Source organism: Variovorax sp. GW821-FHT09B05 (assembly GCF_059418265.1).
The window spans coordinates 147294-164296 of the sequence record NZ_JBWKPN010000004.1; the positions used below are offsets into that span (position 1 = coordinate 147294).

At 61.8% G+C, this 17003-nt stretch carries 1 protein-coding gene; it reads left to right on the top strand.

Annotated elements, in window-relative coordinates; all coding sequences use genetic code 11:
- Positions 1 to 136 precede the first annotated feature (136 nt).
- Positions 137 to 17002 carry an Ig-like domain repeat protein gene (locus tag AC07RM_RS12455; RefSeq protein ID WP_495334654.1) on the top strand — a complete coding sequence of 5622 codons (16866 nt, stop codon included), beginning with the start codon at positions 137 to 139 and terminating at the stop codon, positions 17000 to 17002.
- Position 17003: the final 1 nt, after the last annotated feature.

Here is a 17003-nt window from a genome sequence, read left to right on the forward strand (position 1 = left end):
CACCGTACTCACCTAAACATCCGCCCACAGACGCGGACAACCCCACCAAGCGAGCGACGAACGGGGTCTGACGGCCATCTGCCCTTTGAACAGGGTCTTCGTCTCTCTTGGCAGCATTTCCAACGGGAAGACAAGCATGGTGGCAATCGTCAGCGGTAACGGCCTGGGTCTCAACCTGAGCTCCCTGAGGGCGCTGGGCGCGCTCGGCCAATTCGGAACCGGCGCGCAAGGCCGAAACGGTGAAAGCGCTTTCGTCAACATCTCCAACGGGAACCTCATCCTTCGAGATCTGGATGGTCTCCTGATGGGTGTCGGCGCAAGCGTCGCGTCCCTGCGTACCTACAACAGCCAGGGAACGGCCAATTTCACGAACAACGACGGATGGCAAAACGGCCAGTACAAGTCTGTCGTCAACGTCGGGGGCACGCTCCAGCGGACGGACAGCGACGGTTCGATCGCCAGCTATGCGTGGGACGCGGCCAGCCAGTCCTATAGGGAGACGTTCAGCGCCGGAGCGGTTCAAAGCACCATCAAGGCCAACACGGATGGGAGTTTCACGTGGACCGACGGCGCCACCGGCGCGACCGAGCGCTATGCGGGGACAGGAACAGGCTTGATTCAATCGGCGACGGACGCCGACGGCAACACGCTGACCTTCCAGTACACGGGCAGCCATCTCACCAAGGTCACGGACGCGGATGGAGAAGCCGTCAGCTACACGTACTCGGGCAACAACCTCGTCGGTCTGAGCACGACCCTTCAATCGGGGCAGACGCTCAGCGAAGTGACCTATGCCTACGATGCGCAGAATCGACTGACCTCGGTCAGTGTCAAGCTTGCCCCGGCAGGCACGCTTCCGACGGGCAGCGAGACCCTGACGAACTACGTCACGACCTACACCTACGACGGAACCAGCACGCGCATTGCCAGCGTAACGCAAAGCGACGGCACGAGCATGGCGTTCACCTATGTGCAGGTGGGCGGCGCCTACCGGATCGCCTCCGTCGTCGACGGCCTCGGGAAGGCGACCAGCTTCAGCTACAACACGACCACGAACACCACGACCGTTACTGACGCGTTGGGAGCTTCATCCCAGTACACCTACGATGCGAAGGGAGAGCTGACGCTGATCCGCAATGGCGTCACGGCAGGAAACAGCACCGGCCTCTCGCAAGTAGGCTACACGTACAACGCGCTGGGCGAAGTGGCTTCTCTGACCGATGCCTCGGGCCACAGCATCCAGTTTCAATACGACGCCCACGGCAACCTGACGAGCCGCGTGGACCCTCTCGGTGATACCGAAGTTTTCACATACAACGCGGCCAATCAGGTCGCCACCCACACGGTCTATGCGGCAGCCGCCAAGACAGGGGTGGCGGCCAGCGCGCCCGAGACAACGCGCTATGTTTACGCAAGCGCGAATCCGACCCTGCTGCGCTTCAGCATCAGCCCGGAGGGAAAGGTCACCGAGTATCGGTACGGCCCCACCGGCCTTCGCACCAGCAGCATCAGCTACGCCGCCGGCCACTACGACACCGGCGCATTGGGACTCACGGCCACGCCGACCGAAGCGCAGATGCTGACCTGGTCCGGCAGTCAGGACCTGACGCAGACGCTGCGTACCGACTTCGCGTATGACTTTCGTGGCCAGTTGCAAACCAGCACGACCTTCGCGAGCATCGCCTCTACCGGCCTGGGGGTGGCGGCAGGCGCCCTGGTCACGCACTACGTTTACGACCAAAGAGGCAACCTGATCCAGCGCATCGACCCGAATGCGGCGAGCGCCACCAACTACCTCTACGACGGTCTCAATCGCCTCGTTTCCGTGACCGGTCCGTCCCTCGACGGAACAACGCCGAACGTCACGCTGACGAGTTACGACGATGCCAACGGCAAAGTCACACTCAAGTTGGCCAACGGACTGTCCACCATCTCGACCTACGACCACGCCGGACGTCTGGTCAGCATCGTGCAGAGCAATGGATCGACGGTGCTTGGAACGACATCGAACTTCTACGACAGCGACGGCCATCTGCTGATGACCCAGGATCCGACCGGCGTGCGCCACTGGCTCATGTACGACGCATCCGGCCGAAAAATCGCGGATATCGATTCGCTGGGCGAGTTGTCCGAGTACGCCTACAACCAGAACAATCAGATTTTCTGCACCACCGCCTACGCGGGCAAGGTCGACACCAGCCGCCTCCTGGATGCGCACGGAGCTCCTCTCACTTTTTGGGGCTCCGGGCTGACGCTGGACAACATCCGGCCTGCCGTCTCGGCGCAGGATCAGAAGGCGTGGACGATCTTCGACAGCGCCGGCCGACTGGTACTACAGATCGATGCGCAAGGCTACGCGACGCAGACCACCTATGACGGTGCTTCGCGTATCGCTTCCGTCACCAAGCTGGCAAACCCGATCGATACCAGATATCTCGGCGACGGTACCAACGCCTTGATCGAACAGGTGCCCGTGCATCCTCCCACGCAGGTTGTTCTGAGCACGGACACGACCTCCATCGCACTCGGCGACGCGACGACGCTGGTCGCAAAAGTCCAGGGCCATGCACCCGGCGGCATGGTGAGTTTTTTCGACGGCACGACATTGCTCGGCAGCGCGGTCGTCGTGAATGGCGTGGCAACCCTGGTCACCAACGCCTTGAAGGTTGGCACCAATGCGTTGCAGGCCATCTACGTGGGCGATGCGAACAACGCCGGGAGCACATCGGAGATCTTCACCAAGATCGTGGCGACGACGCCGACCAGCCTCAGCCTGAGCACCTCCAGCAGCGCGGCGGACTATGGCATCCCGATCACGCTCTCCGCCACCGTCTCATCCGCATCCACGCCTGCGGGATTGACTGGAAAGGTTACGTTCTACAACGGAGATGTGGAGCTCGGCACCGCCGACGTCGTCAACGGCGTCGCGACCCTGGTCTACAGCGGGTTGCCTGTGGGAACCGCCAATCTCGTCGCGGTGTACTCCGGCGACCTGAGCTACATCAGCTCGAAACAGCAAAAGTCGATCGAAGTCAAGGCGATACCGACCACCACCACCCTGTACACAAGCGGTGAGAGCAACGCTCCGATCCTGACCGCCACGGTGAGATCGCAACGTGGAGACACCTTCCCCACCGGAACGGTCACTTTCTACAAGGGCAACGCGATCATCGGCACCGCTCAACTCGTGAATGGCCAAGCGACGCTGCAGCTTAACGCGCCGCTGGAGGTCTCCCAGTACAAGGCCGTCTATCAGGGCGACCCGACTCACGCCTCGAGCCAGCCTCCCGACCAACCCATCCCTGCCGCAGTGACCTTGGCGGTGACGTCGTCAGGGGGGAACTTCACGCTGACCGCCCAGGCCACGGGCGCGAATCCGACGGGGGAAGTGGCCTTCTTCAGCGGCACGACCTACCTGGGCAAAGCCAGCCTGGTCAACGGACGCGCGACGCTGCAGGTCAGCAGCCTGCCAGGCGGCAACGTCGCAAGTGCGAGCTATGGTGGCGATGGGTTCAACCTCGGCGGCATCGTCTCCATACCTGTCACTGGAACCCCTCCCAGCGGGAATCTTCCGTCTGTCGTCCAGGGCAGCGTTGAGTTTTTTGCCGAGGGTCAGCCGCCCACGGTAGGCTGGCCGATCCAGACATTTGCCTTCGTCGAGCCGTCTACCGGTGTCTACAGCGTCTTCGAAGGACAGACGCTGATCTTCAGCTTCAGAAATCCCCAGGGCGGAGAGATCTATCTCCCCCCGATGTCGGCCGGTGCGCATGATCTGACCGTCATCTATGCCGGCGACACCCAGGGACCAGAGACCTATGCGGCGGTGGGATCCGCACACATCGTCGTGGGTCCCACGAAGACAACCACGCAGATCGAGGCCTCGCCCTCGTCGACACAACCAGGCGTCCCGGTCACGCTCAAGGCAACCGTCGCGGCCGATGCTCCGGCCATCAATGGCCAAGGCATTGCCTACGCGGGCCCCGCATTGGCTGGCGTAGTGACCTTCTACTGCAACGGCACGGCTATCGGGACCGCAACCGTCGTCAACGGCGTGGCCACGCTCACCACCAGCGCCCTGCCTCAAGGCACAGCCAACATCACGGCCAGCTACGCGGGCAATTCGAACGCCACCGCGTCCACCAGCACGGCAACCCAGGTCGTGGTCTCCTCCACAGGCGGCACCGGACATGCGGCGAACACCAACGCATCCAGCGCCGCGGCAACGCAGACACCGAGCTCCGTCACGCTGACGAGCTCCGCGACCAGCGCGACGCGCAACGACTCCGTCACGCTCACGGCACACGTCAGCGGTTCGAGCCCGGGTGGCGAGGTCGCCTTCTTTGCCGGCGCCACCTTCCTGGGCAAAGGGCTGCTGGTCAACGGAACAGCAACGCTCGTCGTATCCGGATTGCCGCTCGGCACCGACATCATCAGCGCAGGCTATGCAGGAGACGCCAACAATCTCGGCAGCATCTCCGCCAGCGGACCCACGATCCATGTCGCGGGAGGATCGGGCAATGGAACGATTCCGCCCATCAACACAGGCTTCGTCGACTTCAACGTCCAAGGCCCATCCCCCACGGGAGGCTGGCCCATCACGGTTTTTGCCTTCCAGGCCGACACCAGCTACCCCAACACCGGGACCTACAGTATTTTTGACGGTCAGACGCTGCTTCTGACCACCACCAATCTGGACGGTGGAAAGAACATCCTTCTGCCGACCTTGTCGGTCGGAGCTCACGACCTCACGGTGATCTATTCCGGCGACACGCATGGCGGCGCGGCATCCGGAGCCATGCATCTTGTGGTCGCACCGAGCACGACGCAGACCCAGGTCATTGCGTCGACATCGAATGCGGTCCAGGGCGCGCCTGTCACGCTGACCGCAACGATCCAAGCCTACTCGGACTGGTACTCGGACGAAGACGTCATCTATTCAGGCGTCCCGCCCAGCGGGACGGTCACCTTCCTGAACCATGGTGTCCCCATCGGAACAGGAACCATCGTCAACGGCGTCGCCACGCTCACGACAAGCTCTCTGCCCCTGGGAGCGGCGAGCATCACCGTCAGCTACGCGGGCAATGCCGCGACCGCGGCGAGCACCAGTTCGCCGCTTTCGGTGACCGTGCAGGCGTCGAGCCAAGCAGCACCGACGCACACGACGCTCGCGGCGTCCAGTACGACCGCGGGCGTGGGCCAGCCGGTGACGTTGACCGCTTCGGTGACTTCGGATTCAGGGTCGGGTGTGATCGGCGGCGGGACCGTGAGCTTCTACAACGGCAGCACGCTGCTGGGAACGGCCAACGTCGTCAACGGAAAAGCCGTTCTGACGGTCAGCAACCTGCCCTTGGGTTCCGACCCATTGAGCGCCTCCTACAGCGGCGACACCAGCAACGCAGGTAGCGTCGGCAACCTGCTTGAAACGATCGTGCAGGCAACGCCGACTTTTGCCGTCAGTGCCTCTGCAACGACGGCGACCTCCAGCACCACCGTCACCCTGACGGCGCGCCTGACAGGCGCCTCGCCCACGGGCGAAGTGGTCTTTTTCAGCGGAACGACCCTGCTGGGCAAGGCCACTCTCGTCAACGGCGTCGCAGTCCTGTCGGTTTCCGGACTGCCCGCAGGCGCCAACGCCATCAGGGTCAGCTACGCCGGCGACGCGAACAACTTCGGCAATGTCTCCTCGAGCGGCCCATCCATCCAGGTCACAGGCTCGGGCGGCGGAACGCTGCCGGTCGTCGGCACCGGCGTCCTTTCGCTCGACGCCCACAACATGTCATCCGGCTGGCCGTTCTCCATGCTCGTGGAACGGATGGACGGCAACTCCTCCCCGCCGACCGGCACGTACAGCGTCTTCGACGGACAAACGCTGATCTTCAGCTTCACCGACCCGCACGCGGACGGCAGGCTCATCCCGGCGCTCTCGGCCGGCGGGCATGACCTCACGGTCGTCTATTCGGGCGACACGCACAACGGCGCGGCCAAAGTCAGTCTCCACGTTGACGTCACCAAGACCGAAACGCAAACCAGCATCTCCGCTTCTCCGGACCTGGCTCAGGTCGGCAGCCCGGTGACCCTGACGGCCACCGTCGATCCGTACTCGGACTGGGCCATCGATCAACCCGGGGTGAGCTACTCCGGCGCACCGCCTACCGGGACGGTCACGTTCTACAACCACGGTGTCGCCATCGGTACGGCCACCGTCGTCAACGGCATCGCCACGCTCACAACCACCGCACTGCCCCTGGGATCGGCTCTGATTTCCGCGAGCTATGGCGGCGGTGCCGGTGCCCTGGCGTCAGGAAGCACCGAGTCGCAGGCGGTCACGATTCAGCAGAATCCCGTACAGCACGACACGAAGGCCACGCTGTCGTCCTCGAGTGCACAGGTCGCATACGGCGCACCGGTGACCCTGACCGCGACGGTCTGGAACATCGAGGGGCCGCCCACGCCGACAGGCACTGTCTTCTTTTACAACGGGACCGTCCTCATCGGCTCGGCGACCCTGGTCAACGGTGTTGCAAAGCTGACCGTGAGCAACCTGCCCGTTGGCGTGAACACCTTGAATGCAGTCTATGCCGGGGACGGCAACAACCCCAGCGTCACAACGGCCTCGCTTTCTCAGACGGTGGTGACAGCACCCACAACGCTGGCGCTGACCTCTGCGTCTTCCGTCGGCAAGAACGGCCCTTTGTCCGTACGGGTCACGGGGCACGCGCCAGGCGGAGAGGTCAGCTTCTTCGACGGCAACATCCTGTTGGGCACCGCCATCGTCGACGCAAGCGGACTCGCCACGCTGTCGGACATCAACCTTCCTGTGGGCACGCACACCTTCTATGCGACCTACTCAGGAGACGATCGCAACAGCACGAGCCTGCTGCAATTCAGCCAGACCGTCACAACGGCCGGCAATATCCTCATCAAGGTCGGCATCGACGCCGGCACCGACCGCACGGCAACGCAGCTGTACGGTCACGACGGCGAGCTGCGCGCGAGCATAGACGGCGAAGGCTATTTGACCGAGTACCGCTACAACGACGCCGGCGAGCTCGTCGAGACAGTGCGCTATGCCAACGTGGTGCCGAACTTCACCGATCCACAAGGCTTCCTTGCCACCGTTGCGGCGGCGCACGCCAGTGGCAGCTTGAGCGGCCTGGTGCCGACGACCAATGCACATGACATCCACAGCTACGACTTCTACAACGCGCGGGGCCAGCATGTCGGCCAGATCGATGGCGAAGGATTCCTGAGCGAATTTGTCTACGACAACAACGGCAACACGTCGCAAATCATCCGCTACGCCACACCTGCAGTTTCGGTGGCTGGCGCTCATTCGCTGACCCAGGTTCGACCAGCTTCGTCGTCCAAGGATCAAGTGACGCTGCAAGTCTGGAGCGCGGCGAACCAACTGACCTCACAGACAACGCCCGACGGGACAGTAACCCAGTTCGCCTACGACAGCGTCGGCCATCTCCTGCGAAGCACCTCTGCGCTTGGCACCGCCGATCAGCGTACGCTCACCCAGCGCTACGACGTTCAAGGACATCTCGTCGGCGAGCTGAGCGGCCGAGGCAGCGCGCTGCTCACCGGGAACCAGACACAGGCCCAGATCGACGCGATCTGGGCGCAGTACGGCATCACGCACACCTACGACGCCGCAGGCCGGCGCACCAGCACCACCGATGCTGACGGGAACCGCACCCTGTTCTTCTACGACGCGGCGGGCCGCCTGACCGATACCGTGAATGCCCTCGGTGAAGTCACCGAGCGTCAGTACAGCGCCCTGGGCCAACTGATTGATCAGGTCAGCTACGGCAGCCGCATTGCCTTGGCAGGACTGGTCGGAACGAAGGCCGGCGGCCTTGTCAATTCGACTTTCACCGCCGCTCTCGACGCCGTGCGCAACAGCACGCTCGACTCGCACACCAAGTACACCTACAACAGCACTGGTACGTTGGCAACGCTCACGGATGCACTCGGCGTCACCACGTCCTACAGCTATGACGCCTTCCGAGAAGCCATAGATAGTCGGCGCAATGGAAGCGCGGGCTATGTCCTGGAAAACCAGACCATCTTCGACAGGCGTGGCTTGGCCGTACAAAACAAGGTCGACACCAGAGGCACCGTCACCGTGCTCGGAACGACTTCCTACGACGCCTTCGGCCGGAAGATCTCCGAAACGAATCCCAACCACGACACGACAACCTATGACTACGACCGCCTGGGTCGTCTGATCGTCACCGTTGATCCGACAAGCGCCCGACGCACGGCAAGCTACGACGCATTCAATCGCGTGCTGACGCAGACCGATGCAATGGGTGCCGTCACGAACTACCGCTACGACACCGCCACCAACACGGTCGTCATGACAACACCCGAGAACGTCGTTGTCACGACGATCAACAATCGTGAGGGTCAAGTTCACAGCGTCACCGATGGCAACGGCAAGACGACCACCTACACCTACGACGCCGATGGTCATCTGACTGGCGTTCAGACGCCTCTGACGGGAAGCTCCAACCAATACGACAACGCGGGGCTTCTGAGTGTTTCCGTGGACGCCAATGGCAAGCAGACCCGCTACAGCTACGACGCCGCTGGCCGAGTGCTGACCCGCATCGTTGACCCTGGCGGATTGAACCTGAAGACGACCTACGCCTACGACGCACGCGGAAACCAGATCAGCGTCACCGATCCTCAAGGCAGCATCACCAGTTATGCCTATGACCTGAAGAACCGGGTGCTCAGTCAGGTGATAGACCCGGCGGGCCTGAACCTGCGCACGACCTATTCCTACGACGCAGCGGGAGAGGTCCTGAGCGTGACAAGTCCCGCAGGCACCGTCACTGCCTACAGCTATGACAACCTCGGCAGGCGAACCTCGATGCGGGTGGATCCCGCCGGCCTCAACCTGACCACCACCTATGCGTACGATGCTGCAGGCAACCTGCGCTCGCAGACAGATCCGGCCGGCAATCAGACCCGATTTGCCTACATCGACGGCCGCCTGGTCTACACAGTGGATGCCGAAGGCGGCGTACAGAAGATCGAATACGACACCGAAGGCCGCATTTCAAAGACGACCTCCTTCGTCACACCGATCGACGTCGACTCCTCCCATGGCGGCTGGTTCGATGCGGCGTCGCTGGATGCCGCGGTCCAGTCCGAGCCGACGCAGGACGCCGCTCTATATCGCGTCTATGACCGCGACGGTCGACTCGTGGATACCGTCGACGGTCGAGGCGCCGTTCAGCGCTATGTCTACGACGGCGCGGGAAACCTGATTGAAAGTACCACGTTCGCCAACCTGATCGACCTCTCGCACATCTACGACGGTCCTCAGGCCTGGACACCGGGAACAGTCCCCGACATCGCGTCCGACCCCGCCCATGACGCGCATGTGCGTACCGTCTTCGACGAGCTGAATCGCCCCATCTACACGATCGATGGCACCGGTGCCGTCATGGCGATCCGTTATGATGCGAATGGCAATGTTCTCGAGCGCATCGGCTATGCAAGCGCCGTTCCGACCAGCACGGCGGCGACCAAGGTGGCACTTGACGCCGCCGTCGCCCGCGTGGCCCAGCCACTGAGGGACTCGCACGCCCGCGCCCTCTACGACGCAGCCAATCGCCTGACCTGGAGCGCAGACGGTTCCGGGGCAGTCACCCACAACGAGTACGACGGCGATGGTCGTCTGGTGCGGCAGACGCACTATGCGACCCAGATCGCGGCCACGCTTTCGCCGAGCAGCGTGCCCGGCAACGCCGCCGACCGCACCGACCTCTTCGCGTACGACAGCGCCGGACGCCTGACCCTCACCGTCGACGCGCTGGGAGACGTCACGCGCAACACCTACGACGCCAACGGCAACGTGGTTCGCCACACGAGCTACGCCAATCGCATTGCTGCGCCGGCCTCCAGCGGCAACGTTCCATCTCTGGACAGCCTCACGACGCTTGTCTCGCAAAACTCGGCGGATCGCGTCGAATACTTTGCGTACGATGCAGCCGATCGCAGGGTGTTCACCGTTGACTCGCTCGGCGACACCACGCAGAGTGTCTACAACGCCAACGGCAACGAGATCGCCCGAATCGCGTTCGCCCATCCGATATCCACAGGCGCGATCCCGACGCTCGCCAAGCCGAGCGATATCCAGTCGCTTCTCCACCCCGACACAGCGGCCGACCGCACCATGCTCGCGGCCTTCGACAGGGCCGGCCGGCAGATCTACGCGGTGGATGCGCTCGGCTATGTCACGCAAACCCGTTACGACGGCGTCGGCCGCATCAGTTCCACCACGCTGTTCACCCGCCCGTCGGTCGATCTGGTCGCAGGAGCCGGTGCCAACGCCATCGCGAATGCCATCCTGCCCCACGCCTCAACGGATCAGACGCACAGCTTCGCCTATGACGCGGCGGGGGAACTGGTGGCTTCGACCGACGCCCTGGGAGCCAAGGAGACCTATTCCTACGACGGAGTAGGAAACAAGGTCGCTTTCTTCAACAAGAAGGTGACCGGCTGGCTGTACGAGTACGACGCGGCGGGCCACATGACCGCGGAACACGCGGCCAGCCCCGTCGACTACGACTCGTCGTCCGTTGTCACCCGCATGACCTACGATGCCCTCGGCCGCCTGACCAGCCGGACCGAAGCCGCGGGCACGGCGCTGGCGCGCACGACCTCCTACGCCTATGACACGCTAGGGCACCAGGTCCAGACCACCTGCCCCCAGGTAGCGGTCTACAACCCCGCAGCCGATACAGTCAACACCGACAACAGCGCGAGCGGGGCGAACGGCGCGCGCTCCGAAATCCTGAGAACTCCGGTCTCCTCGGTTGTGTACAACGCCTTCGGCGAGGCCATCGTCAATGTCGATGTCGCTGGAAACATCAGTACCAAGGCCTATGACCAGCTCGGCCGGGTCCAGTATGAGATCGACGCACTCGGCTATGTGACAGGCTATCAGCGCGACACCCTGGGCAATGTGGTGGCGCTGACACGCTACGCGCAGCCCACGACGCTCAACAGCGCGGTGACCCCGGCCGGGGCAAACGCCCCGAGCGTCGACCAGGTGAGCCACGCGCTTGTCCCCAACGCATCGGACCGAACCATCGCGACCGCGTACGACCGCCTGGGACGTGCCATCCAGGTCACTCAACCTGCGACCTGGGTGAACAACGGCAATGGCCAGGGCTATCAGGCATCGGAGGTCACGACCACGACCTACGATGCGTTCGGCCAGGTCGTCCGCACATCGAAGCTGGCGGACCAGCCCTCCGGCACGTGGGCCAACACGACCTACTACTACGACAAGAGAGGACAGCAGATCGCGTCGATCGACGCGCTAGGCTATCTCACGACGCAAAGCTTCGACGCTGCGGGAAACATCACCGCAGCAACCCAGCATGCAAAGGTCGCTGGCAATGTGACGCTGACCGGCTATACCTCTCCGGCGTACAGCATCGACGATCGCACGATCCTCTACGGATACGACAAGGAGAACCGGAAGATCGTGCAAACCCAGCTCCAGGCCATTTTCAGCACAGGCCCGAGCACCAATCCAAACACGACCGGCATCACGACCAGCTATGCCTACGACGCGCTGGGCAACAATATCCGCACGACCGACGAGTTGGGCAACAGCACGTTCACGTACTACGACGCGCTTGGCCACATCAAGGCCGTTGCCGGTCCTGCGAGAAAAGATGCAGTTACCGGGCAGACCCTGATTCCGCTGACGGTGTTCAAGCGCGATCAGTTGGGCAACGTGGTCGAGAAGATCGAATACGCCGCGGGTGCCACCACCGCGACCGAAACTGGCTACACCGGCATCGGGGTCGAGGGCCCCGGCGACCAGGGGGCCCATGACCGGGTCACACACACGCACTACGATCGCGATGGCAATGCCATCGAGATAGACGATGCCATGGGTCATGCGCAGTACATGTCCTACGACATTGCCGGCCGGGTCGTCAAGACGTGGCAGGACGTCGGCGGTGGAGACATGGACAACCAGTCTCACGTGCTGTACACGATCTTCCAGTACGACGCGCTCGGCAGGCAAACCGCCGTGATCACGCCTGCGTCCACCAGCGTGACCAGCGGTGGCGGCATCGTTGTGCAGGGACAGTCACAGAGCGGTTCCGTCACCATCGGCATGGTCTGGAACGCCTTCGGCGAGATCGTTCAACGGGGAACCTATTCGACGGGTTCGACGGCCCAGTACCAGGAACACTTCGAGTACGACAACTCAGGCGCGATCTGGCGCACGAATTCCGACGACGGCACCGTCAAGATCTCGCTGCATGACCTGCAGGGCCAACAGACCGCGCTGCTGACGAGCGCCGGCACCACAGATCTCGGCACGGTTGCAAGCGCCCAGGCGGCCGACCTCCTGGGCAACAGCGGCGTTCAGCGCACTGACAACCATCTGGACCTGCTGGGGCGCGTACTGACGCAGACGATGGCACTGCGCAAGGACAGCACGGATGCAGTGGCATACCGGCCGGTCATCTACAGAACTTACGATCGCTGGAACAACGTGCTCACCGAGAGTGACATACGCAACGCGTCGTATGTGACGCAGTACACCTACAACCAGAACAATCAACTCATCAAACAGGTCCAGCCGACGGCCGATGGCGTGACAGGCTCGGGGCCGGTCACGCAGATCTTCTATGACGCGCTCGGCAGGCAGGTCGCCGTCCTCGATGCCAACGGCCACGTCAATGGCCAGACCTGGGACGCGAACGGACAACTGGCCACCGAAGTGCATGCCGACGGCGGTGTCGTCACGCACAGCTACGACGCATTCGGCAACCGAGTGGAGCTCGTCGATGCCATGGGTAACAAGACCTACTATGGCTATGACCTGCTAGGCCGCAACACGTCCGTGACCCACCTCGGCATGGACATCTACCATGGCAACAATGTGGCAGGAGCAACCGGCGGAAAGGCCGACCTGGTCTCGTACAGCCAATACGACGCGGCGGGCCGAAAGATTGCGGAGATCGACGGCAATGGTGCAAAGACCTCGTACCGGTACGACTTGCGCGGCAACGTGATCGCCACGCAGGACGCCGACGGCTTTATCACTCGCACCACCTTCGATGCCCAGGGCCACAAGACTGCGTCGCAGGATGCCAACGGCTCCCTCGCCACCTGGAGTTATGACGCCTTCGGCGAGCTCACTGGCCATACCGATATCGGTGGTGCGACCTACTCCTTTCAGTACAACGCGGCACGCGAACTCATTGCGCAATCCAACACTCGCGGCCAGAGCCAGAGCTACATCTACGATGGAGCGGGGCAGCTCATCGAGATCGACGATGCCGGTATCAATCAGCAGACCTACTACGCCTACAACCAGGCCGGTAAGCACGTGCTGGAGAAAACTGTTCAGAACGGCGTCATCTACCAGAACCAGACCCTGGGCTATGACGGACTGGGACGATTGAGAAACGTCAGTGCGGCGGACGGCGTGACCATCTCCATCCAGTACGACAACGTGGGCAACAAGCTCTTCCAAAGCACGGCCAGCGGCGGACAGACGCAAAACCTGTACTACGCCTACGACAGCATGAACCGCCAGATCATGGCGGACGGCGCACACAACAACAACGCGCAGGATCTAAGCAACATCACCAGTACGCAGGGGCACCTGCTGTCGTACGACAAGAACGGCAACCGGAAGTCCGACAAGTCCTGGGGAACCGAGGTCGTGCCCCAGTATGTGCAGAACTACGACGCGTCAGGTCACCCAGGCGAAGTCCAGCTCACATATGCGACCAAGTCGGCGATCCAGACGCAGTGGTACGACTACGACAGCATGAATCGCCTCAGCAGGGTGGCGACAGGCGCCTATCAGCAGGTCCAAACGGGCGTCCAACCCGGCACGAACGCGCCGATCTATTCCGTCGTCGAACTGGGCGAGGACAGTGCGATCACGCTCGACGTGCGTCTCTACGACGGTGCCAGCCGGGTGGTGCAGTCCGGTCCCTCCGGCCTGCTGCCTGCTGCATACGTCGCGGCCCTTTCCCAGGGCAATCCCGACGTGCCAGGCACTACGAGCACCACGACGACCTACGATGCAGCCGGTCGTGTCATCTCGCAGATTGTTCTGAACAACGCCGATTTCAGCCTCACGACGCTGACCTACTACCAGCAGTTCGCCCCTTCGCAGACGCCTGGACCGTTCGATCAGCCGGCCATTCCGGGGGCAAGCGGCTATGACGCCGCGGGCAACCTCCTTGGGTATCGCGTGGTGCGTGCAGCAGGTGGCAGTTTCATCATCGAAACGCATGCCCTGCAGCAGGAGAAAAGAGACGGCTACGACGAACATGCGGAAGCCGTACAGGCCTACAACGTCACCTCCCACAATGTTACTGCCGGCACCACGACCCTGACCTATGACGTCAACGGCTTCTTGACCGGCACGGTCGAAGTTGTCACCCCTCCTCTGCTCACCAGCACAAGGACGCTGCACAACGATGCGCAGGGCAACGCCTTGGTGAACGAACAGACAGGGGCACAGGCCGTGCGCCAGCTTGTGGTCAATGGCGAGGTTTTGGCGGTCTATGGTGCGTCGATCAACGGCGGCAAAGGCGATTTCGACTTGGCCTATCAGCCGGTCACCAACTCCTATCCGGCAGCCGCCACTGGGTCCTATCCGGTTCAGGCGGGCGACACACTGAAGAACATTGCGCTGTCGGCTTACGGTGACAGCTCGCTGTGGTACCTGATTGCGGATGCCAACGGCATTAGCGGCGACGCCGACCTGCGCGTCGGGCAGATCCTCAACATCCCCACGAAGGTGGGCGGGGTGCACAACAACGCCGGCACTTATGCTCCCTACGATCCTGGTCGGATCGTGGGTTCGACCACGCCTCAGTTGCCAACGCCGGCCGGCGGTTCGCCGGGCCACCATGGCTGTGGTGGTGTTGGTCAGATCATCATGGCGGTCGTGGCCGTGGTGGTCACGATCTACACGGCGGGCGCGACATCAGAACTGTTGGCCGTCGAAGGAGCCTCAACTACAACCACATTCGGTGCTGGTCTGAGTGCGCTCGGTGGCGGCAGTCTCACCGCAAGCGCCGTCGGCGGCGCAGTCGGCTCCATCGCAAGCCAGGCCGTTGGAATCGCGATTGGCGCGCAGGACAGCTTCAGTTGGAGCCAAGTCGCCATCGGAGCGATCGGTGCCGGCGTCTCGAGCGGTTTAGCCGGTGTGGCATCCGGAACAGGCCTGTTGTCGGGAAGCGAATTTCTACCGACCGTGGCGCGAGGGGCCATTTCGAATGTGGCAACGCAGGGTGCTTCTATCGCGCTGGGTGTGCAGAGTCATTTCAGCTGGAAGGAGGTTGCCGCATCAGCCGTCGGAGCGGGGGTTGGCGCGGCGGCCAATCAGACGCTCGGCACTCAATTCCTGCCCGATGGTCAAGCAGGCCCGCCCGCACCGGGGGTTTTCAGCGATCTTGGATTTTTCGGCGAGTCACTTGTTCGAGGGACCGTGGCCGGAATCGCCGAGAGATTGACAACGGCAGTCGTGCGAGGAGGTCGGATTGATGTCGAAGGCATCGTGACTGATGCATTTGGTAATGAGCTTGGCAGTAGTTTAGCGGAGCTCACCCAGAGCAGCGGTGACCCAGATACCGACCAACTTAGTTCAGTGCAGCCGATCCCATTTTTTCCAATGGACAGTGACGGTCAGGGTCTTGGCATTGGAACAGCCGCAGTCTCGAATGCAGCAGTCAGTGTCGATGCCAGTATGCGCTCGGATGGAACAGTGCCAATTTATGACTTTGGAGCCCCTGCTGAGCTTGCCGGCGGTTTTGGTTTCAATAACGATGCGGCGGCGGGGGCAGTTAAATGGATGACACCTACTGGCCAAGGCCCAACCATCCAGCCGTCCAACGTTGTCGAAAATCGAATTGATAGCGGCGAAGATCGCAATGGCGGCTATATTCGCCTTTTTACTTTGAACTCGGGGCTTCAGCCAGCCCAACTGGATGCCCTTGCCAGCGGAGCAGGACCGTTGAATCCCTATTCCGCGTACGTGGAATTTGGCGCCGGAACTCCTACCCCCACGCAACTTCTCGCCATGGCAAACGGTGCAGGCCCTAGAACTGAGTCAGCGGCAGAAGATTACCTCACGGAAAATTTCGGTCATCCCAATGTGGCCGAATTGGCCGATAGCGCACAACATTTGGCGTATAGCAGCACTCAGACACGCGATCAGTTGCTGGGTGCGCTCGCCCAACTCAATTCAGCTAGAGGATATGCCACCCCCGATGAGCAGCGTTCAATTATAAGTGCTCAAATTGCTTTAAGCGAAGCAGGATCGTCTCGCGGTACGTTGCAGCCTAGCGATATCATGAACAACCCGGGCATGAGCGACGTGGGAATAGCATCTATGCTATACAGCGGCGGCGGAGTATCTGAGCCGCGCCTTTCAGCACCCAAGTTCTCTCTACCCGCCACCGAGTCCGAATTTGTTGCGTTCACCAGAACCTACCCCCCTGGATCTCACCCGGTTGGTGATGTAGATTTCATTGGACCACTCACGGAGTTGGACAAAAAAGTCTTATTCGGATCGGGCAAGCCTGGAACGAACGAATTTATCGGCGGGCACTCTCCCGATGTGTTGAATAACCCGTTATATCAAATGAACCCCAATATTGCCGTTAATGCCGACGGCACTATTTCTGTAACAGACTTTAAAGGCACCATTCTCAGAAAAGACGGCTCAATCGGATTTTCAAAAGCAAAGTCGCCTAACATTCATACAATCGCACCTCGTTCGTGGAGCAACTCCGATCTAATAAACGCTGGAAACGCAGCATCTGAGGCACCAGGAATGGTGCTACGCGAAGCCAATGGCATCACAACTACCATTCACACATACACCCTAAAAGGTGTACAGTGGCAAGTAATTAAAGACAATGGAATCGTTACATCTTCTTTTCCAACCGGAATGAAGCCAATACAGCCGCCGAGGAAATAGC

What these genes read in the sequence shown, in the direction of transcription:
- AC07RM_RS12455 (WP_495334654.1), top strand. Translation starts at nt 137, where the DNA reads ATGGTGGCAATCGTCAGCGGTAACGGCCTGGGTCTCAACCTGAGCTCC.